Annotated in this window: 18 protein-coding genes and 1 pseudogene; 8 read left to right on the forward strand and 11 right to left on the reverse strand. The window is 67.1% G+C overall.

The genetic code is table 11. The annotated features are described in order from the left end of the window. Nucleotides 1-177 precede the first annotated feature (177 nt). Nucleotides 178-2,514 carry a xanthine dehydrogenase molybdopterin binding subunit gene (xdhB, locus tag P0086_RS19780; protein WP_275788664.1) on the forward strand — a complete coding sequence of 779 codons (2,337 nt, stop codon included), beginning with the start codon at nucleotides 178-180 and terminating at the stop codon, nucleotides 2,512-2,514. A 464-nt stretch (nucleotides 2,515-2,978) separates the two neighbouring features. Here xdhB and P0086_RS19785 read toward each other — a convergent pair whose 3' ends face one another. Then, the gene (locus P0086_RS19785) at nucleotides 2,979-3,191 is read right to left on the reverse strand and encodes a hypothetical protein (protein ID WP_275788667.1); all 213 of its coding nucleotides are present in this window, start codon (nucleotides 3,189-3,191) and stop codon (nucleotides 2,979-2,981) included. Between the two features lie 102 nt (nucleotides 3,192-3,293). Between P0086_RS19785 and P0086_RS19790 the strand changes: the two genes are divergently transcribed. The 3 genes from P0086_RS19790 to guaD all read left to right on the forward strand — a co-directional run bounded on the left by P0086_RS19790 (nucleotide 3,294) and on the right by guaD (nucleotide 6,865). Beyond that, nucleotides 3,294-4,190 (forward strand): LysR substrate-binding domain-containing protein, encoded by an 897-nt coding sequence (locus P0086_RS19790; protein ID WP_275788670.1) that lies wholly within the window; start codon nucleotides 3,294-3,296, stop codon nucleotides 4,188-4,190. A gap of 129 nt (nucleotides 4,191-4,319) precedes the next feature. Then, entirely contained in the window at nucleotides 4,320-5,561 is a 1,242-nt protein-coding gene (puuD, locus tag P0086_RS19795; RefSeq protein WP_275788673.1) for a urate hydroxylase PuuD, read from the forward strand. After that, nucleotides 5,558-6,865 (forward strand): guanine deaminase, encoded by a 1,308-nt coding sequence (gene guaD / locus P0086_RS19800; RefSeq protein WP_275788674.1) that lies wholly within the window; start codon nucleotides 5,558-5,560, stop codon nucleotides 6,863-6,865. Before puuD ends, guaD begins: the two co-directional genes overlap by 4 nt. A gap of 19 nt (nucleotides 6,866-6,884) precedes the next feature. On the opposite strand, the gene P0086_RS19805 is transcribed toward guaD, so the two are convergent. From P0086_RS19805 to puuE, 6 genes and pseudogenes are all read right to left on the reverse strand, one after another. Beyond that, complete coding sequence (locus tag P0086_RS19805; RefSeq protein WP_112598622.1) at nucleotides 6,885-7,169, reverse strand: Txe/YoeB family addiction module toxin; 285 nt, start codon at nucleotides 7,167-7,169, stop codon at nucleotides 6,885-6,887. A 21-nt stretch (nucleotides 7,170-7,190) separates the two neighbouring features. Beyond that, complete coding sequence (locus tag P0086_RS19810) at nucleotides 7,191-7,445, reverse strand: type II toxin-antitoxin system prevent-host-death family antitoxin (protein WP_148151051.1); 255 nt, start codon at nucleotides 7,443-7,445, stop codon at nucleotides 7,191-7,193. A 61-nt stretch (nucleotides 7,446-7,506) separates the two neighbouring features. Then, nucleotides 7,507-7,869: a hydroxyisourate hydrolase gene (gene uraH / locus P0086_RS19815; protein WP_112606557.1), complete on the reverse strand. Its 363-nt coding sequence runs from the start codon at nucleotides 7,867-7,869 to the stop codon at nucleotides 7,507-7,509. Beyond that, nucleotides 7,866-8,381: an ureidoglycolate lyase gene (locus tag P0086_RS19820; protein WP_275788734.1), complete on the reverse strand. Its 516-nt coding sequence runs from the start codon at nucleotides 8,379-8,381 to the stop codon at nucleotides 7,866-7,868. Before P0086_RS19820 ends, uraH begins: the two co-directional genes overlap by 4 nt. Then, a pseudogene (gene uraD, locus P0086_RS19825) lies at nucleotides 8,376-8,861 on the reverse strand (2-oxo-4-hydroxy-4-carboxy-5-ureidoimidazoline decarboxylase); the annotation flags it as partial. The gene P0086_RS19820 and the pseudogene uraD, both read right to left, overlap by 6 nt. After that, nucleotides 8,858-9,787: an allantoinase PuuE gene (gene puuE / locus P0086_RS19830; protein WP_275788679.1), complete on the reverse strand. Its 930-nt coding sequence runs from the start codon at nucleotides 9,785-9,787 to the stop codon at nucleotides 8,858-8,860. The pseudogene uraD and the gene puuE, both read right to left, overlap by 4 nt. 142 nt (nucleotides 9,788-9,929) lie before the next feature. On the opposite strand from puuE, the gene P0086_RS19835 reads away from it, so the two are divergent. Beyond that, a complete protein-coding gene (locus tag P0086_RS19835) occupies nucleotides 9,930-10,304 on the forward strand; it encodes a PRC-barrel domain-containing protein (RefSeq protein ID WP_112598615.1) in 375 nt (124 codons plus the stop codon). Nucleotides 10,305-10,307: 3 nt separating this feature from the next. On the opposite strand, the gene P0086_RS19840 is transcribed toward P0086_RS19835, so the two are convergent. Further along, the gene (locus P0086_RS19840) at nucleotides 10,308-11,498 is read right to left on the reverse strand and encodes an FAD-dependent oxidoreductase (protein ID WP_275788683.1); all 1,191 of its coding nucleotides are present in this window, start codon (nucleotides 11,496-11,498) and stop codon (nucleotides 10,308-10,310) included. Nucleotides 11,499-11,640: 142 nt separating this feature from the next. Here P0086_RS19840 and mnmD point away from each other — a divergent pair, with 142 nt between their 5' ends. After that, nucleotides 11,641-12,297 (forward strand): tRNA (5-methylaminomethyl-2-thiouridine)(34)-methyltransferase MnmD, encoded by a 657-nt coding sequence (gene mnmD / locus P0086_RS19845; RefSeq protein ID WP_275788685.1) that lies wholly within the window; start codon nucleotides 11,641-11,643, stop codon nucleotides 12,295-12,297. A 56-nt stretch (nucleotides 12,298-12,353) separates the two neighbouring features. Here mnmD and P0086_RS19850 read toward each other — a convergent pair whose 3' ends face one another. Further along, nucleotides 12,354-16,058 (reverse strand): PAS-domain containing protein, encoded by a 3,705-nt coding sequence (locus P0086_RS19850; protein WP_275788688.1) that lies wholly within the window; start codon nucleotides 16,056-16,058, stop codon nucleotides 12,354-12,356. Between the two features lie 234 nt (nucleotides 16,059-16,292). On the opposite strand from P0086_RS19850, the gene P0086_RS19855 reads away from it, so the two are divergent. Then, a complete protein-coding gene (locus P0086_RS19855; RefSeq protein ID WP_275788691.1) occupies nucleotides 16,293-17,885 on the forward strand; it encodes a trimethylamine methyltransferase family protein in 1,593 nt (530 codons plus the stop codon). 103 nt (nucleotides 17,886-17,988) lie between these two features. Here P0086_RS19855 and P0086_RS19860 read toward each other — a convergent pair whose 3' ends face one another. Together P0086_RS19860 and P0086_RS19865 are read right to left on the reverse strand one after the other, a co-directional pair. Further along, nucleotides 17,989-18,507: a c-type cytochrome gene (locus tag P0086_RS19860; RefSeq protein WP_275788694.1), complete on the reverse strand. Its 519-nt coding sequence runs from the start codon at nucleotides 18,505-18,507 to the stop codon at nucleotides 17,989-17,991. Between the two features lie 126 nt (nucleotides 18,508-18,633). Continuing rightward, the gene (locus P0086_RS19865; RefSeq protein ID WP_112598607.1) at nucleotides 18,634-19,080 is read right to left on the reverse strand and encodes a host attachment protein; all 447 of its coding nucleotides are present in this window, start codon (nucleotides 19,078-19,080) and stop codon (nucleotides 18,634-18,636) included. Nucleotides 19,081-19,504: 424 nt separating this feature from the next. Here P0086_RS19865 and P0086_RS19870 point away from each other — a divergent pair. Beyond that, the coding region (locus tag P0086_RS19870; RefSeq protein ID WP_275788697.1) for a DEAD/DEAH box helicase at nucleotides 19,505-20,664 on the forward strand (1,160 nt) is incomplete at its 3' end.

The following is a 20,664-nucleotide window of genomic DNA, read 5'->3' on the forward strand; positions in this document are numbered from 1 at the left end:
CAAGCGGGGAGAGGGGCACCGAGACGCCGCGACACCCGTCCTTCTTGCCGCCTGCGGGGAGAAGGTGCCGGCAGGCGGATGAGGGGCGCCCTGTCCGCCTCGCTGCGCTCGGCACTTCTTTCCGATGAGGAGAGGGCGGCGGAATTGATGCCCACAGGGCGCCCGGAGGCCTGAACCATGGACAAGTCCGCCTTCGAGGAGCGCAAGACCATTTCCGCACCCGTGCACGCGCCGCTCCGCCACGACAGCGCCCACAAGCACGTCGCCGGCAGCGCCGACTATATCGACGACATGCCGGAACCCGAGGGCACGCTGCATGCGGCGCTCGGCATGAGCGACCGGGCGCATGCCGAGATCGTCTCGATCGACCTTGCCGCCGTCCGCGCGGCCCCCGGCGTCGTCTGGGTGATGACCGGCGCCGACGTGCCCGGCCACAACGACATCAGCCCGACCGGCCGGCACGACGAGCCGGTGCTGGCGGAGGGAAAGGTCGAGTTCCACGGCCAGCCGGTCTTCGCGGTGATCGCCGAAACCCGCGAGGCGGCGCGGAAGGCCGCACGGCTGGCGAAGATCGAATACCGCGACCTGCCGCACTTCACCGACGTCACCGACACGCTCGCAAACGGCGCAGCACTCGTCACCGACCCGCTGACGCTGTCGCGCGGCGACGCCGATGCCGCCCTTGCCGCATCGCCACGCCGCATCGCCGGGGCGGTGCGCGTCGGCGGCCAGGACCATTTCTACCTCGAGGGCCACATCGCGCTCGCCATCCCCGGCGAGGACGACGAGGTCACCGTCTGGTCCTCCACCCAGCATCCGAGCGAGGTCCAGCACATGGTCGGCCATGCGCTCGGCGTGCCGTCCAATGCGGTGACGGTGCAGGTGCGCCGCATGGGCGGCGGCTTCGGCGGCAAGGAGACGCAGTCCAACCAGTTCGCCGCCATCGCCGCGATTGCCGCCAAGCGGCTTAAGCGGGCGGTGAAATTCCGCCCCGACCGCGACGAGGACATGACGGCGACCGGCAAGCGCCACGATTTCCTCGTCTCCTACGAGGCCGGCTTCGACGACGACGGCCGCATCCTTGCGGTCAAGGCCAACTATGCCGCCCGCTGCGGCTTCTCCTCCGACCTCTCGGGTCCCGTGACCGACCGCGCCCTGTTCCATGCCGACAACGCCTATTTCTTTCCGCATGTGACGCTGACCTCGCAGCCGCTGAAGACCCACACCGTCTCCAACACCGCCTTCCGCGGCTTCGGCGGCCCGCAGGGCATGGTCGGCGGCGAACGGATCGTCGAGGAGATCGCCTACGCGCTGGGCAAGGACCCGCTGGAGATCCGCAAGGCCAATTTCTACGGCGAGGCGGGCTCCGACCGGGTGCTGACGCCCTATCACCAGCCGGTCGAGGACAATATCGTCGCCCGCATCGTCGACGAGCTGGAACAGTCCGCCGACTATCAGGCGCGGCGCAAGGCGATCCTCGCCTTCAATGCCACGAGCCGGGTGATCCGCAAGGGCATCGCGCTGACGCCGGTCAAGTTCGGCATCTCGTTCACCGCCACGTGGTACAATCAGGCCGGCGCCCTGGTGCATGTCTACCAGGACGGCTCGATCCACCTGAACCACGGCGGCACCGAGATGGGCCAGGGCCTGTTCACCAAGGTGGCGCAGGTGCTGGCCGACGCCTTCCAGGTCGACATCGCGACGGTGAAGATCACCGCGACGACGACGGCGAAGGTGCCGAACACCTCGGCCACCGCTGCCTCCTCCGGCTCCGACCTGAACGGCATGGCCGCCTACGATGCCGCCCGCCAGATCAAGGAGCGGCTGGTGGCCTTTGCCGCCGAGAAATGGGGTGTGGCGCCGGACGCGGTGGCCTTCGTGCCGCATCACGTCCGCATCGGCGAAACGCTGATCCCCTTTGCCGACTTCATCAAACAGGCCTACATGGCGCGCGTCCAGCTTTCCGCCGCCGGCTTCTACAAGACCCCGAAGATCCACTGGGACCGGGCGAAGGGGATGGGCTCGCCCTTCTACTATTTCGCCTACGGCGCCGCCGTCTCCGAGGTCTCGATTGACACGCTGACCGGCGAATACCAGGTCGACCGCGTCGACATCCTCCACGACGTCGGCCGCTCGCTGAACCCGGCGATCGACAGGGGCCAGGTCGAGGGCGCCTTCGTGCAGGGCATGGGCTGGCTGACGACGGAAGAACTGTGGTGGGACGACAAGGGGCGGCTGCGCACCCACGCGCCTTCAACCTACAAGATCCCGCTCGCCTCCGACCGCCCGAAGATCTTCAACGTCCGCCTCGCCGAATGGTCGGAAAACGCCGAGCCGACGATCGGCCGCTCCAAGGCCGTCGGCGAACCGCCCTTCATGCTGGCGATCTCGGTGCTGGAAGCACTCTCGATGGCGGTGGCCAGCGTCGCCGGCTACCGCCACTGCCCGCGGCTGGATGCGCCTGCGACGCCGGAACGGGTGCTGATGGCGGTGGAGAGGTTGAAGGGGATGTGAGGGAGGGGCCACCCGCCTGCTCTGCTCTCTCGCTGCCCCTCATCCGCCTGCCGGCACCTTCTCCCCAGAGAAGGGCGAACGCCGCGACGTCCCCGTCCCCTCTCCCCGCCTGCGGGGAGAGGGTCAGGGTGAGGGGCAAGTCTGGGGACCGAGAGGGAATGCAGGCGGCACCCATGAGGGGCTGCAATCTGAGACGGGGCGGTTTCCGCAGCCTCGCTCTTTTCCCCGCCGGAGCGAAGTGCCGAGCGTAGCGAGGCGATGGCGGGCTTGGCGCAAACACGACGCCTGCCGCCTCCCCCTCATCCGCCTGCCGGCACCTTCTCCCCGCGAGCGGGGAGAAGGGCGAATGCCGCGACGCCTCCGTCCCCTCTCCCCGCTTGCGGGGAGAGGGTCAGGGTGAGGGGCAAGTCTGGGGACCGAGAGGGAATGCAGGCGGCACCCGTGAGGGGGAAGGCAGATCCCCCTCACCGCCCCTCGTCGCAATAGCGGTCGCGGCCGTCGAGCAATCCCAGGTCGCGCTTGATGTGATCCGGCATCGTCTCCAGGTCGAGGCGAGAATGGCGTGGCGTCAGCGACGGCATAAGCGCGTCCACGATGACGCGAACCCACCAGTCGAAGGGGGACGGAAGCGGCTGGCGCAGGCTGTGTTCATCACGAACAAGATCGGGGCAGGTCATAACGACACCTCATGGCGGCTGTTGAACTTGCTTGCACTTTGCACGCCGAAGTGCTGGAATTCCAATCGAACCTCCGGCTGCATGCATCAAGAGAGCTTATCCATGAAGATGGCCCGCCAGTTCCCGCTGAATGCGATGCGGGTGTTCGACGCCGCCGCCCGGCATGGCAGCTTCACCCGCGCCGGCGAGGAGCTCGGCATGACCCAGACCGCCGTCAGCTACCAGATCAAGCTTCTGGAAGACCTGCTCGGCGAACCGCTCTTCCTGCGCCGGCCGCGCCAGATCGTGCTGACGGAGGTCGGCCAACGGCTGGCGCCGAGGGTGGGCGAGGCCTTCTCCATCCTGCAGGACGCCTTCGCCTCGGTGCTCGAGGATGCCGAGGGCACGCTGGTGATCTCCTCGACCTACACGATGGCGTCCAGGTGGCTGGCGCCGCACCTCGGCTCCTTCCACCTGCAGAACCCGACCGTCGCCGTGCGGCTTCTGACCGACCAGACGCTGGTCGATTTCTCGCGCGAGGCGGTCGATGTCGCGATCCGCTACGGCGACGGCAACTGGCCGGGCCTTGCCACGCACCGGCTGATGGAACTGACCTTCACCCCGATGCTGAGCCCGGCGCTGGCCGAGAGCGTCGGCGGCATCGACAGGCCCGAGGACCTGCTGAAGCTCCCCATCTTCGATCCGACCGACCCCTGGTGGGCGCAGTGGTTCGCCGAGGCCGGCCTGCCCGACGTCGACCTCGGCGCCCGGCCGCACACCTATCTCGGCACCCAGACGCTGGAGGCCGACACCGTGATGGGCGGGCACGGCGTGGCGATGCTCAGCCCGGAACTCTATGCCGACGACATCGCGCGCGGTCGCCTCTACCAACCCTTCGACATCGCCTGCAACGACGGCAAGGCCCACTGGCTGGTCTACCCCGAAAGCCGGCGCAACGTTCCCAAGATCCGGCTGTTCCGCAACTGGCTGCGCTCCGAGGCGCCGACCTTCGTCGATTGAGGAACGAGAGCGGGGCAGGTCGCCGAGGGAGCCCGGACGGCGACAGGGCGGTGGAACCGCGCGTCATCCCCTTCCCTCGCCTCGCATTTTTTCGCAAGGTGCGGGACAGACGAGAATGAGGGGTCATGCATGTACGAATACGCCATCGCCTGGGAATGGATCGCCTTTGCCGTGCGCTGGCTGCACGTGGTCACCGCGATCGCCTGGATCGGCTCGTCCTTCTACTTCATCGCCCTCGACCTCGGCCTGGTGAAGCGGCCGCATCTGCCGCCGGGCGCCTATGGCGAGGAATGGCAGGTTCACGGCGGCGGCTTCTACCATATCCAGAAATACCTGGTGGCGCCGGCGACCATGCCCGAGCACCTGACCTGGTTCAAATGGGAGAGCTACGCCACCTGGCTGTCCGGCTTCGCCATGCTCTGTCTGGTCTATTACGGCGGCGCCGAACTGTTCTTGATCGACCGCCAGGTGATGGACGTCTCGGCTGCCATCGCGATCGCCATCTCGCTCGCCTCGCTGGCGGCAGGCTGGATCCTCTACGACCTGCTCTGCAAGTCGCCGCTCGGGAAGAACACCTGGGGCCTGATGATCCTGCTCTATATCCTGCTCGTCGCCATGGCCTGGGGCTATACGCAGGTCTTCACCGGCCGCGCCGCCTTCCTGCACCTCGGCGCGTTCACCGCCACCATCATGTCGGCCAACGTCTTCTTCATCATCATCCCCAACCAGAAGATCGTCGTCGCCGACCTGATCGCCGGGCGCACGCCGGACCCGAAATACGGCGTCATCGCCAAGCAGCGCTCGCTCCACAACAACTACCTGACGCTGCCCGTCATCTTCTTCATGCTGTCGAACCACTATCCGCTGGCGTTTGCCACGGCCTTCAACTGGATCATCGCCGCACTCGTCTTCCTGATGGGCGTCACCATCCGCCACTGGTTCAACACCACGCATGCGCGGAAGGGCCGGCCGACCTGGACCTGGCTCGCCACCGCGATCCTGTTCATCGTCATCATCTGGCTCTCGACCGTGCCGAAGGTCCTGACGGGTGGCACGGCGGAGGCGACGCCCGCGCCGGTGTTCGAAAGGTTTGCGGCCGATGCGCATTTTCCCGCCGCCCGCGACGTGATCATGAGCCGCTGCAGCATGTGCCATGCCGCCGAGCCGGTCTGGGAAGGGCTGCACGCCGCGCCGAAGGACGTCGTGCTCGACAGCGATGCGGCGATCGCAAGCCATGCCCGCGAAATCTATTTGCAGGCCGCCCGCAGCCATGCCATGCCACCCGGCAATCTCACCGGCGTTACGCCGGACGAGCGGCAATTGCTGACCGCCTGGTATGAAAGCGCGGTCTCGAAAGGAGACGCACCATGACGGCAACGCTTCTGCGCGGACGTCTGCTCGGCTTCGTCCGCCGGCCGGAAGGCATCGACGATCACGACGCCTACCGCTACGAGGAGGACGGAGGCATCCTGGTCGAGGACGGCCGCATCGCCGCTGTCGGGCCCTATGCGGCCGTGCGCGCCGCAGCGCCCGAAGGCATAGACGAGATCGACCACCGGCCCTGCCTGATCCTGCCCGGCTTCATCGACACGCATGTGCATTTCCCGCAGATGCAGGTGATCGGCGCCTATGCGGCAAACCTTCTGGAATGGCTGAACACCCATACCTTCCCCGAGGAGTGCCGCTTCGTCGAGCCGGCCCATTCGGCAAGGATCGCCCGCCATTTCTATGACGAGATGCTCCGCCACGGCACGACGACGGCGGTCGCCTACTGCTCGGTGCACAAGGCCTCGGCCGATGCCTATTTCGCCGAGGCGCTGAAGCGCGGCATGTGCATGGTCGGCGGCAAGGTGATGATGGACCGCAATGCCCCGCAAGGGCTGCTCGACACGCCGGAGATGGGCTACGACGAGACCCGCGCGGTGATCGAGGCGTGGCACGGCAAGGGCCGCAACCACGTCGCCATCACCCCGCGCTTCGCCATCACCTCGACGCCGGCGCAGATGGAGATGACCGCAGCGCTCGCCCGCGAGTTCCCCGACCTGCACATCCAGACGCATCTGTCGGAAAACCACGAGGAGATCCGCTACACCGCCGAGCTCTACCCCGAGGCGATCGACTACACCGACGTCTACGCGAATTATGGGCTGCTGGGTCCGAAGAGCCTGTTCGGCCACTGCATCCATTTGACCGAGCGCGAGGCGGATGCGATGAGCGAGGCCGGCGCCGTCGCCGTCCACTGCCCGACGTCCAACCTCTTCCTCGGCTCCGGCCTGTTCCCGCTGAAGACGCTTTCACGACGGGACAAGCCGGTGCGGATCGGCCTTGCCACCGACGTCGGCGGCGGCACCAGCTATTCGATGCTGAGGACGCTGGACGAGACCTACAAGATCCAGCAGTTGCTCGGCGAGCGCCTGAACCCGTTCGAGAGCTTCTACCACATGACGCTCGGCAACGCGCAGGTCCTGTCGCTCGAAAGCCGGATCGGCACGCTGGAGCCCGGCACCGACGCCGACCTCGTCGTGCTCGACGCCACTGCGACGCCTGCGATGGCGCTCAGGATGGAAGTCGTCCGCTCGCTCGCAGACGTGCTCTTCCTGTTGCAGACCCTCGGCGACGACCGCGCGGTGCGCGAGACCTACGTCGCCGGCAAGGCGATGAAGGCGGGGCTGTGAGGTCGAGAATGGTGCCGCTTCAGTAGTGGAAGCGGCACTGGAGAACGATCAGCATCCGCCGCTCTCCCTCTCCTTCGACCTTGTAGACGAGGCGGTGCTCCTGCGTGATCCGCCGCGACCATTGGCCCTTCATCTGGTTGCGGAGCGGCTCCGGCTTGCCGATCCCCTCGAAGGGATGGCGGAGGGCGTCGCGGATCAGTTCGTTGATGCGCGACACCATTTTGGGATCCGACTGTTGCCAATGCAGATAGTCGCGCCAGCCTTGAGGCGACCAGCCAAGCGTGCACCCGTCGTTTGCCCCCATCGCCCCTCTCCCGGTGTGCCGTCAAGGATCGATGAGATCGTGGAACTCGACCTTTCCCTCCTTCACGCTCTCGATCGCCTCCATCAAGGCCTTCGCATTGGCCGGCGTCGACATCAGGTGCAGCGTCTCCAGCATGCCCTCGTATTCGTCCTTGTCGATCAGGATGGCGGAAGGTTTGTTGCGGCGGACGATCTCGACCGGCACCCGGTCGTTGCTGACCTCGTCCAGCAGGCCGGCCAACTCTTCCCTCGCCTTGGAAAACATCACCGTGCGCATGGGGCACCTCCGTTCGACTTGTACCAAATATCGTACAAGTCGAACGAAAACTCAAGCGCCGTCAGCTGCCCCGGTAGGTCGAGTAGCCATAGGGCGAGAGCAGCAGCGGTACGTGGTAGTGGCTCGACGGATCGGCGACGCCGAAGCGCAAGGGGATGACATCGAGGAAGGCCGGGTCCGGCAGTGCCGACCCACTCTGGCGCAGGTAGTCCCCGGCGTGGAAGGCGAGCTCGTAGGTTCCGGCCATGAAGCCGACGCCCTCGACCAGCGGCGCGTCGACCCGCCCGTCGGCGTTGGTCTTCACCGTGGTGATCCATTGCCGCTCGCCGTTCTCCAGCCAGAAGAGATCGATCGTCAGGCCCGCGGCCGGCCTGCCGAGGGCGGTGTCGAGCACATGCGTCGTCAGTCGTCCGGCCTTGGTCATGCGCGTAGCTCCGCCGCTTCGATGATGAAGGGTTCGTCGTAGAAGAATTCCTCGAGATTGTTTCCCGCCCCGCTCCGGTCGACGACGAGGAAATCGCTCGTCTCGCCCACCGTCATCAGCGGATGGTGCCAGACGTTGCGGCGGTAGTTGACGCCCTGCCGGCCGCCCGCGAGAAACACCTGCGGCACCCCCGGCCGGCCGCCTTCGTCCTCGGCCACCACCACCAGCCAGGGGCGGTCGTCGATCGGCGAAAAGCTCTGGCTGCCGAACGGGTGGCGCTCCATCATGGCCACCGCATAGGGAAAGGTCCGCGGGCTGCCGCGGAAGATGTTGATGACGACGCGCGCGTCCTCGCCGGTCGCCTCGGCCTCCGCAAGCGCATGGTAGCGCTCGGTATTGCCGCCGTTGATCAGCCGCATCGTCCCGGGATCGGCCTCGATGACGCTGCCGAAGGGGGCGAACGCTTCCCTTGTCAGCGGGCGGACGGCGAGCGCATGCCCGTCTCCCGGCAAGAGCGCCGACAGCCGCAGCAGCGCGATGCGCTCCACCTGCGCCTTGGCCGTCTCGAATTCCTGTTCGCGGCCGTTGCCGATCCGCGCCTCGAACGCCTTGAGGATGTCGTCCTTCGTCAGCCCCTTGACGGCGATGATGAAGGGAAAGCCGAATTTCTCCACATAGGCCGTATTCAATTCGGTGAAGCGCGCATGCTCGGCCGCACTCAGCCGGTCGAGACCTGCACCCGCCTGCTCCTTGCGGCTGTCCTCGGTCAGTTCGCCGGCGATCGCGAGCCGGCCGGCGAGATCGGGATGTGCCCGCAGGACGCCGAGCTGCTCTTCGGAAGAGGCCGCGCGAAACTGCGCCGCCATCGCCGCGTGCACGCCCCGGGCCGTCAGCGGCGCGATGATGGCACCTGCATCATGCGCCCGTTCTGCGATGAACGGCGAGTGCTCGAAGACGCCGCCGAAGCGGCTGACGAAATCCTCGCGGGTCATGGCAGGCCCGCCGTCGGCTTGTGATGCGCATGCCAGTGGCGGGCGATGTCGATGCGGCGCGGCACCCAGACCTTCTCGTGCGACAGCACGTAGTCGACGAAGCGAGCGAGTGCGGCCGCCCGACCCGGACGGCCGACGAGGCGGCAGTGCAGGCCGACGTTCAGCATCTTCGGGCTCCCCTCCTTGCCCTCCGCGTAGAGCACGTCGAAGGCATCCTTCAGGTAGGTGAAGAACTGGTCGCCGGAATTGAACCCCTGCGGCGTGGCAAACCGCATGTCGTTGGTCTCCAGCGTATAGGGAATGATCAGGAACGGCTCGTCGCCCAGCCCCTTCACCCAGTAGGGCAGGTCGTCGGCATAGCTGTCGGAGGAATAGACGAAGCCGCCCTCCTCCATCACCAGCCGCAGCGTATTTGCCGACGGCTTGCCCTGGTACATGCCGAGCGGGTGCGATCCGGTCAGCTCGGTGTGCAGCCGCACCGCCTCGCGGATGTGCCGGCGCTCCTCCTCCTCGGAAAAATCCTTGTACTCCAGCCAGCGGTAGCCGTGGCTGGCGATCTCCCAGCCCGCCTCCTTCATCGCCGCCACCGCGTCCGGGTTGCGTGCCATCGCCAGCGTCACGCCATAGACGGTGACCGGCACGTCGCGGCTGGAAAACAGCCGCCACAGCCGCCAGAAGCCGGCGCGCGCGCCGTACTCGTAGATCGATTCCATGTTGAGGTTGCGCTGCCCGGGCCAGGGCTGCGCGCCCACGATCTCCGACAGCAGGCTTTCGGAGGCCGGATCGCCGTCGAGCACGCAGCTTTCGCCGCCTTCCTCGTAGTTGACGACGAACTGCACGGCGATGCGCGCCTCACCGGGCCATCGCGGGTCCGGCGCCGTGCGACCATAGCCGACGAGATCGCGCGGATAGGGCTTTTCAGACATGAATTCCACCTCGAAACGTTCGGCCGACGGTAGCATCCGCGGCAGGAAAGTCGAGGCGGAATCCGGCATTTCCACGATGCCGCCGATGGAACAAGACGGGGAACGGCGCGTTGATTTCCCGAACAGAAAGGGAGAACACACGATGATTCCGCAGGATGCAAACATCAAGGAAACCGAAGCCCTGATCGCCAGCGACAAGGTCGAGGGCACCGCCGTCTACGGCGCCGACGGCAAGCACATCGGTTCCGTCGAACGGCTGATCCTGGACAAGCGCAGCGGCCACGTCTCCTATGCCGTCCTCTCCTTCGGCGGCTTCCTTGGCATCGGCCACGATCACTATCCGCTGCCCTGGGGCAAGCTGAACTATGACGAAAGCCTCAACGGCTATCGCATCGACGTGACCAAGGAGCAGGTCGAAGCCGCGCCGCACTACGAGAGCGAAGCGGAATACGAATGGGATCGTCGCAACGGCAAGCTGATCCACGACTACTACGGCGTGCCGCCCTACTGGATGTAACGCCTAGGCCAGATCCCGGCGCGCAGCCTCCAGATGCGTGCCGACGGCAAACGACGGCGGTAGCTCCCCTGCGCTACCGCCGTCGATCTGTCGGATCACCGCGCGCGCCAGCTCATGCGCAATGCCGAAACTGATCTTGAAGCCGCCGCCGAGAACCGCGACCGCGGGAAAGTCGGGGTGCAGCCCCGCGACCGGATCGCGCCCGATCGGCTTCGGCCGCAGGCCCGCCCAGCGTTCGACCAGCGACGCCTCGCGCAGCACCGGCGCCAGCCGGCAGGCTCTTTCGACCACGTCGTCCAGCAACCCGTCGGTGGCGGTTCCGTCGCCGAACGCGTCCTCGCTGGTGCTGCCGACCGCACAGTATCCGCCGTCATGCGGCACGATGTAGATGCCGTTGTCGAACAGGATCGGCAGACCGGGGTCGATTTCGGCCCTGAACAGCGCCGCCTGCCCTTTCACCGCCACGCCCAGCGGCCGCGGCAGCTCGAGCGGCTCCAGCGCTTCGAGCAGGCCGAAGCCCGCAACGCCGGCCGAAACGACCACATGGCCGAAGGCGATCTCGGTGGCGTCGGCCAGACGCGCGGTCCTCGCCTCGGGATCGAGGCGGGCGACATTGGCACTCTCCGCGATGCGGACCTGCGGCATCGCCTCGAGGGCAGCCCGCAGCAGGTTCAGCAGCCCGCGCGGCGAGATGCGGGCGGCGAGGCTGTCGAAGACCAACCCATGCGTCGTCGCCTCTGCCGCCGGCCAGCCGGAGGCCGGAGCACGATACGAAACCTCGTAGGAAAACGTCCGCCCAGCAACGCTCCAGGCCGCGGCGGCATCGCGGGAATGCTGCAAAGCGCGCAGATGCTGCTGCGGTCCGGCCAGGGGGATCACGCGTCCGCTGCGACGATAGCCGGCGGAAAGGCCGGTGGCCGCCTCCAGCTCGGCAATCTCACCCTCGAGCGAAGAAAGCGCCTCGAGCTGGAACTGCTTCTTGGCGTTCCAGCGATCCGGCAGGTGCGGCATCAGGGCGCCGAGCAGGCCGCCGCTGGCGCCGGCCCCGACCCGGTTACGTTCGGCGACCAGCACCGTGTGCCCGGCGCGCGCCGCCATCAGCGCCGCCCACATCCCCATCACGCCCGCCCCGATGACCAGAACGTCGGGGTGCCATTGACCGGCACCGCTGGCGCGACTATCGACTGGCGGCATGGCTGACAACGCTCCTGACATCGCCGCGGCGGCGAATGGCTCGACCCCGGACCCGGTCCCCGGCCGGGCGCCCGCTGATCCGACGCCAGATCTGGCCCCTGATCTCGCCCCCGATCTGGCTCTCGATTGGCATGAGGGCGATATGCCCTATTCGCAGGCCTATGGCGATCACTTTTATTGTCGCACCGACGGGCGGCTGGAATGCGGTCACGTCTTTCTCGACGGCAATGGCCTGCCGTCCCGCTGGGCGGCGGGCGGCGACTTTGCCATCGGCGAACTGGGCTTCGGCACCGGCCTCAATTTCTGCGAAACCTGGCGTCAATGGCGCTCCGCCCGCACGGCGACCGGCCGGCTGCACTTCGTCTCCTTCGAACGCTTCCCCCTGCCGAAAGCGGCGATCGGCCGCGCGCTCTCCCATTGGCCGGAGATCGACCGCGAGCGCGAGGCGCTTTTCGAGCACTGGCCGGAGGCACCGGAAGGAGACGGGGCGATCGAGCTGGAACTGGACGCGCAGACCCGCCTGACCGTCGTCTGCGGCCCTGCCCTGGAACGGCTTCGGGCGTCCGGCCTCGCCTTCGACGCCTTCTATCTCGACGGCTTCGCGCCCTCGCGCAACCCGGACATGTGGTCGGCGGAACTGATCGGAGAGGTGTTCGGGCACACCCGACCCGGCGGCACGTTCGCGACCTATGCGGCCGCGGGCTTCGTCCGGCGCAATCTGATCGCTGCGGGCTTTGCGGTGGAACGGCGCCCCGGCTTTGCCGGAAAGCGCGAAATGCTGTGCGGCCGCCGCCCCTGAAAGCGACCCGCCGCGCGCAACAGAGAGCCCCGACCGGACCCGCCGGGCGCGCCCGCTCAGTGAAGCGTGGAACGGCGGGCGGCGGAGAAGGCGCTCAAGTCCATCCAGCGCCCCAGCATTTCCTCCAGCCGGTCGGTGCTGATCGGCTTCGTCAGGTAGTCGTCCATGCCGGATTCCAGGCAGCTCTCCCGGTCGCCGTCGAGCACGTGCGCGGTCACCGCCACGATGGGCACGCGGTCGCGCGTGCCGGCCTCCAGGCTACGGATCGCGCGTGCCGCCTGATGGCCGTTCATGACCGGCATCGACACGTCCATCAGGATCAACCGCGGCTTCAGCCGCTTGTAGGCCTGCACCGCCTCCTCGCCATTGGCAACCACCGTGAAGCCGACGCCCAATCCCTCCAGCAACTGCCGGAAGACCAGCTGGTTGACCTCGTTGTCCTCCGCGACGAGAACGTCGACGGTCCCTTCCTCCTCGGCCGGAGCCGCCGGCGCAGGCTGCCGGATGTTGACGACGATGCCGCCGTCGGCCTCCACGGGCGTGCCGTGGCCGGAGGCGCGCCGCCGCGCGGCACGCACCACTTCGCACACCGTCTCGCGCAACAGCCCGGCCCGCACCGGTTTCATCAGGTGCGCCTCGGCCTCGCAGGCATCCAGCCCCGCCTGCGGCGAGGCGCCGCCGAACGTGGAGACGGCGATCACCGCCGTCTCCGGGAATTCCTTGCGGATGGCCTCGATCAGGCTCCGGCCGTTGCCGTCGCGGATATTGCGGTCGACGATCACCGCCTCGACCATGATTTCGATCGCGCTGGCCGCCGAAAGCACCGCCAGCGCCTCCTCGGCATTGGCGACCGCCGTCACGTCGAAGCCCCACTCCGACAGAAGCTCGCGCGCGACCGTCCGCGTCGCGTCGCTCCGGTCGGCGACGAGGATGCGCGCCCCGCGCAGGTTGGCGGGCACGGCCGTGTTCGACGCCGAGAGCTGATCGACCTCGAAGGGTAGCGTCACGGTGAAGGCGGACCCCTTGCCGACCGTGCTCGTCACGGACAGCGCGCCGCCGAACAGCGTCACCAGGCCGTGGGTGATGGCAAGGCCGAGACCGGTCCCTTCGTGGCGGCGGGTGGACGACGAATCGACCTGCGAGAACTTCTCGAACACCGAGGCGAGCTTGTCTTCCGGAATGCCCGTGCCGGTGTCCTCCACCGTCAGCGTCACGTCGATCCTGCCGTCCTCGGCCTCCCGTGCGGCCATGTCGATGCGGACATGGCCGAAATCGGTGAACTTCACCGCATTGCCGACGAGGTTCGTGACGATCTGGCGGAAGCGCCCGGCATCGCCGACCAGGACCGCCGGCATGTCGGCCGCAGCCCGGACGACGAGCTCGATGTCCTTTTCCGCCGCCTTCGCCGCAAGCAGCGTCGCCACGTCCTCGACGGCTTCCAGCGCGTTGAACGGCGCCTTGCGCAGGGTCATCTGGCCCGCATCGATCTTGGAGAAGTCGAGCACGTCGTTGATGATCGTCAGAAGCGCGTTGCCGGACTTCACCATGATGTCGATGAAGGTCTTCTGCCGCGTGTCCAGGTTCGATTTCGCCAGGAGCTCGGCCATGCCGAGCACCCCGTTCATCGGCGTGCGGATCTCGTGGCTCATGTTGGCCAGGAACTCCGACTTCGCCTTGTCGGCCGTCTCGGCCCTGACCACCAGGCGACGCAGCTCGTCTTCGCGTTCCTTCAACTGGCTGATGTCGGAAAAGACGAAGACGATGCGGCCGTGTTCGGTGGGCCGCGCCTCCATCTGCAGCCAGCTGCCCTTGCCGCTCAGCAGCGTGATCGAGGCCCGCCGGTCGCGCAGCAGCGTCTCGCGAAAATTCTCCACCGAGACGCGCTGGTCGCCGGAAAAGCCGAAGATGCCGCGTTCGCGGCAATCGGCGATGATGTCCGCCACCGCCGCCCCGGGCCTGAGCAGCTCCGGCGCAATGTCGACCATCGACAGCAGCGCCTCGTTGGCGAGTTCGACGTGGTCCTTGTCGATGATCAGCAGGCCCTGGCTCATCGCCGCCATGGCGTCCTTGACGAGGCTTCCGACCTCCTCGAGGGCGCTGCGCGTCTCCAGCACCTCCCGTTCGTGTTCGCGCCGCTCGGTGATGTCGATATAGGTCAGCAGGCAGCGCCCGCCCGATATCGGCTGTCCGGATTCGATCAGCGTGCGGCCGTTGGCATAACCGACCTCGCGTGTCGGAAAGCCGCCGTCCCGTACCCGGCGCAGCCAGACCTGATGATCGGTGTCGCAGACGTCCGCCTCGGTCCCGATCGTCTCGCCCTGCTCCTTCTTGAACCGCAGCAGCGCATCGAACGGCTTGCCGATTAGCGCCGGCAGCTTGCCGTTCCACAGGCTTTCGAAGGCGCTGTTGACCAGCTCGATCGTCGAGTTCTCGTCGACCACGACGATGCCGACATGCAGCGAGGCGACGATGCTTTCCAGGTCCGACTTGATCTCTTCGGCCTGCCGGCGCGCCTCGATCAGCTGCTCCTCGCGCCGTTTCAGCATCGAGGTGTCGGTGATCGAGCCGATCAGGTACTTGTGGTTGTCGGCGGAGATCACGCGGTAGCTGCGGGCAATCGTCGGGATCACCTGGCCGTCCGGCCGGCGGTAGTCGGCCTCCGCCTCGACCAGTTCGCCGCCGTCCAGCACGCTCTGGTTCCGGGCATGGAATTCGTCGCCCTGATCGGGAAACATCTCAAGCGTGGTCTTGCCGAGCACATCCGCGGCGACAAGCCCGGTCAGCTCGAGGAAGGCCCGGTTGGCGAACACCAGCCGCTGCGCCTCGTCGCGCACGAAGGTCGCCACCGGCAGTTCGTCGAGGAGCGCGCGGTAGAGCCCGATCTCCTGCCCCTGCTGGCGCAGCCGGCCCTCGTTCTCCTTCATCGCGGTGACGTCGGAGCGCAGCGCCACGAGCGTGCCGTCGGCGCGGCGCTGGGTGACGAGCCGCATCCAGCCGCCGGCGACCGTGCGGCTGACGCGCTCGAACAGCGGCAGTTCGTACTCGGCGAGCCGCTGGCTGATCCAGTCGTCCCTGGCATCCTCGACCGCGTCCGGCGCCTCGACCTCGTAGAGTGCCTGAAGCAGCGCGTGCATGGTGATGTCCGCGTCCGCAACCTCGCCGAGAAGCGCCTTGTAGAAGGCGCGCATCACCTGGTTGGCGTGGATCAGCGCGCCGGCCCGGTCGTAGATCGCAACCCCGGTGCCGATCGCATCGAGCAGGTTCTCCGCCGAGGCGGCGCCGGCGTTCGCCAGCGGCTGTCCGGCCGAGACCGGCGACGATCCGGTGGCGCAGCCCTGCTCGGGCGCGCCGGCAAAGGCGATGCCGGTGCCCTGCGCCAGCACGTCGAGCCGGTTGGCGAGCGTCTCCGTCGCCGGCAGGAAGGTGCCGACCAGGATCGACAGCTCCGCCGACAGCTTCTGCCGTCGCATCGAGATGACGAAGGAGGAAGCGCTGGCGCTGTGATGATAGCGGGCGGTCTCGTCGGCTCCGAACACCAGGCAGCGACGCTCGTGCTCGCTCCTGTCCTCGTGGCCGTCGCACTCGCCGAGTTCCGGGCCGCTGCGGCCGACGACCTCGCCCTCGCTCAGGCCGAAGAGCTCGCAGAAGGCTTCGTTGACGGCGAGATAGCGCATCTCGCTGCACTTGATGTAGGCCGGCGATTTCTGCGCGCGAATCGCTTCGCGGGCCGCAAGCAAAAGATCGTCTCGTATGTCAGCCACGCCGGCGCTTTCCACGTGTGGGCAGAAGGAAGTCTCCCTCCAGCGATTAGCACGAAGGATTTGAACAGATGGTTAAGAATCGGTTGCTTACGCCGTGCGGTTGCATCGCCGCAGCCGGCGACCGGCCACGGCCGGGCACCTGCAGGCATGCCGCCGCATGTCGCAAATCGCCCGTCGTCCGGGAGGTTTCTGTGGCAGGATCGCGACCGAACTGAACGGCAATCGGGACGGATCATGGGCGACGTCGTAAACTTGGACCTGCACCACGGACATCAGGCGGCAGAAGGCCCCGTCGAACGCCGCCGGCGCTCGGGAGGACGCGGAACCGAGCGGCAGCGGGCGGCGCCGACCGGCTCCCGCTACCTCAACCTGCGAAACACGATGGCCTCTTCGCGCGTGCTCTCGGACGACGCCGTCGAGGCCATCCATGAGGCCTCGCTGACGATCCTCGAGGAAATCGGCATGGACATCATCTTGCCCGAGGCCCGCGAGCGGATGAAGGCAGCCGGCGCCGACGTCACCCCGGGCACCGACCGGGTGCGCTTCGACCGGGGGCTCATCATGGAGATGGTGGCTCAGGCGCCGTCGAGCTTTACGATGCATGCGCGCAATCCGATGCGCAACGTCGAGATCGGCGGCAACAACCTCGTGTTCGCGCAGATCGCCTCCGCCCCCTTCGTCGCCGACCGCGAGGGCGGCCGGCGCACCGGCAACCAGGAGGACTTCCGCAAACTCGTCAAGCTCGCCCAGTCCTACGACATCGTCCACACCACCGGCGGCTATCCCGTCGAACCCGTCGACCTGCATGCCTCGGTCCGCCACCTCGACTGCCTCTCCGACCTGGTGAAGCTCACCGACAAGGTGTTCCACGTCTATTCGCTCGGCCGCCAGCGCAATCTCGACGGCATCGAGATCGCCCGCATCGGCCGCGGCATCTCCATGGAGCAGATGGAGCGCGAGCCCTCGCTTTTCACCATCATCAACACCTCGTCGCCGCTCAGGCTCGACGGCCCGATGCTGCAGGGCATCATCGAGATGTCCTCGCGCAACCAGGTCGTCGTCGTCACGCCCTTTACGCTCGCCGGCGCCATGGCGCCGGTGACGGTCGCGGGCGCGCTGACCCAGCAGAACGCCGAGGCGCTCGCCGGCATCGCCTTCACGCAGATGGTGCGCAAGGGCGCACCGGTGATGTATGGCGGCTTCACCTCGAACGTCGACATGAAATCCGGCGCGCCCGCCTTCGGAACGCCGGAATACATGAAGGCGGTGATCGCCGGCGGCCAGCTGGCCCGCCGCTACAACATTCCCTACCGCACCTCCAACACCAACGCCTCCAACACGCTGGACGCTCAGGCCGCCTATGAATCGGCCCTTTCGCTCTGGGCGCTGACGCAGGGCGGGGGCAACTTCATCATGCATTCCGCCGGCTGGAGCGAGGGCGGGCTCACCGCCTCGTTCGAAAAGTTCATCCTCGACGTCGACATGCTGCAAATGGTGGCGGAGTTCCTCGCGCCCCTCGACACCAGCCCCGACGCGCTCGGGCTCGATGCGGTTCGCGACGTCGGACCGGGCGGGCACTTCTTCGGCACGCCCCACACGCTGGCCCGCTACGAGACCGCCTTCTATTCCCCGATCCTGTCGGACTGGCGCAATTTCGAGACCTGGTCGGAGGCCGGCCGGCCGACCACCTACGACCACGCCAACCGCGTGTTCAAGGAGAAGCTGAACAGCTACGAGCGTCCGGCGATCGATCCGGCGGTCGAAGAGGAGCTCGATGCCTTCGTGGCGCGACGGAAGGCGGAAGGCGGCGTGCCGACGGACTTCTGAACGCACGGTAAGCGCCCGCATTCACCGGAACGGCGCGCGGCTCGGATGGCAGATGCACACGCCGGCGGCTCCCGGGCCGGCCCTCCCGCAGGCGTTCGCCCGCCTACTTGGCGGGCTGCGGCGCGCCCTCCGGAAAGATGAGCGTCAGCACCGGAAAGGTCGGTTTCTCGCCCGGCCCCAGGGGTCCCGGCACCTTGTGTTCGACCGGCTTCATCGACTTGAGGAAGGCGGCGATCGCCGCCGCATCCTCCTTCGTCAGCTTGGCGAAGGCGTGCCAGGGCATGATCGGGGCGAGCACGCGCCCGTCCGGCCGCACGCCCGTCTGCAATGCGGTGACGATCTGCGCCTCGCTCCAGTCGGCAAGCCCCGTCTTGTCGGGCGTCAGGTTCGGGCCGACGAACGTGCCCTGCGGCATCTGGAAGCCGACATCGGAGCCGGAGAGATAGGTCTCCGGCGTCGTCTTGCCGAAGAAGTACCCGGGCGAGTGACAGTCGTTGCAGCCGCCGAACTGGACTAGGTACTGACCGCGCTCGACGGGCGTTTCCGCGCGGGCGGTCTCGATGGGAAGGATGGCCGGACAGCACAAGAGCACTGTCGCAGCGATTGCGCTCTTCTTATGCATGGGATGGCTCCTTTAGAAAGAGCGAACATATAGCAATCGCGCCCGGAAACCGGCAATTCGTGCAATGGAGGTAGGTCCGGCGAAGAGGGGGCGGACGGCGTCGCCCGCCGCCCTGCCTGTCGCCGGTCAGTCGAACATGATCGAGCGCACCGACGACACGAGCTTGTCCGTCGGCAGGTTGGTGAAATCCTTGTCGATCTCCGCCGTGGTCTTTTCCCGGCACTTGGCGCCGAGCATGCTGCGCAGGTCGCCGAGCGTCTGCGGCGCGGCGCACACGATCAGCCGGTCGAAGGCGCCGGCATCGGCATAGCCTTCCAGCTTCTCGGCCACTTCCGCGGTGAAGCGCTGCTGCTCGTCGCGCACGGGATCGCTGGTATATTCCATCGCCGAGCGCCCGGGCCCGTGCGACGAATAGCTCCGTCCCGGCCTGTCGCTCATGATGTCCTGCACCTTCTTCGGTTCGCTCTTGAAAACCTCCTGTTCGGGGCTGCGCCTGTCCTCCTTCAGAAAATTGACGCCCTTCAACAGCCGGGCCTGGTTACCGTCGGCGGCGAGGATCCAAGTGGTCGTCATGCTTTTCACTCCTTTGGCGGTTACCGGCGGCAGCATGGGGTGCTGCGGCCTCAGGATGCCTCCGAAAGGCTGCATCCTATGAGGGCAACGCGAGGGCTGGGTCGAGGTTCCTTGCTTCGTCCGGAGCGGCGGTCATGTTGCACCCGCGAAAACTCGCGCTTGACTTTCAGGTTGAAAAGCACGACATGGGCCTGTGTAATCCTTCCGGCCGCCGCGTGAGCGAGCCCCGCACAGTTCCTGATTGGACTGCGGAAGAAGGAAGAGCGCAAGAGAAATTGTGCCGCCACCCGGCGGGAAACTGCGCCAGACGCCACTATCAACCCACAAGTTCCCAATTCACGCGGGGTTCTTGACGCCAGACGGTCCCGGATCGGCAATGAAGCCGCTCCGCCAGACGCGCTTGGCGCCCCGAAAGGCTATTGCTTTGACCACTTTTCATGACCTCGGTCTGTCGAAGAACGTTCTGTCCGCGCTGGAAGCGCTCGGCTTCGACACCCCGACCCCGATCCAGCAGAAGGCGATCCCGCTGGTGCTCGCCGGCAACGACCTGATCGGCCTTGCCCAGACCGGCACCGGCAAGACCGCCGCATTCGGCCTGCCGATGATCGAGCGGCTTCTGGCCGAGGGCCGCCGCCCCGACCCGAGAAACATCCGCGCCCTCGTCCTTGCGCCCACCCGCGAACTGGTCAACCAGATCGCCGACAACCTGCGCGACTTCGTGAAGAAGACGCCGCTGCGCGTCGTCACCGTCGTCGGCGGCGCCTCGATCAACAAGCAGCAGCAGATGCTGGAGCGCGGCACCGACATCCTCGTCGCCACCCCCGGCCGCCTGCTCGACCTCGTCTCGCGCAAGGCCGTGACCTTGACGCAGGGCCGCTACCTCGTCCTCGACGAGGCCGACCAGATGCTCGACCTCGGCTTCATCCACGACCTGCGAAAGATCGCCAAGCTGGTGCCGAAGAACCGCCAGACGCTGCTCTTCTCCGCAACCATGCCGAAGCTGATCGCCGAGCTTGCCGGTGAATACCTGACCAACCCGATGAAGGTCGAGGTCACCCCGCCCGGCAAGGCCGCCGACAAGGTGGAGCAGTATGTCCACTTCGTGCCCGGCAAGGACCAGAAGACGCAGATCCTCAAGCAGTCGCTCACCGACAATCCCGACGGCCTGTCGCTGATCTTCTCGCGCACCAAGCACGGCGCGGAGAAGCTGATGAAGCATCTCGACCACGTCGGCTTCAAGGCCGCCTCGATCCACGGCAACAAGAGCCAGGGCCAGCGCGAGCGGGCGCTGAAGGCCTTCCGCGACGGCGAGATCCGCGTGCTGGTGGCGACCGACGTCGCCGCCCGCGGCATCGACATTCCCGGCGTCACCCACGTCTACAACTACGACCTGCCGGAAGTCCCCGACGCCTACGTGCACCGCATCGGCCGCACCGCCCGCAACGGCCGCGACGGCATCGCGATCGCCTTCTGCGCGCCCGACGACATCCGCCTGCTGCGCGACATCGAGAAGCTGATGGGCATCTCGATCGCCGTTGCCAGCGGCGACGCGCCGGCGGATCTCCCCGGCCCCGGCGGCAAGTC

The organism is Mycoplana sp. MJR14 (genome assembly GCF_029210525.1).
GTDB lineage: Bacteria > Pseudomonadota > Alphaproteobacteria > Rhizobiales > Rhizobiaceae > Mycoplana.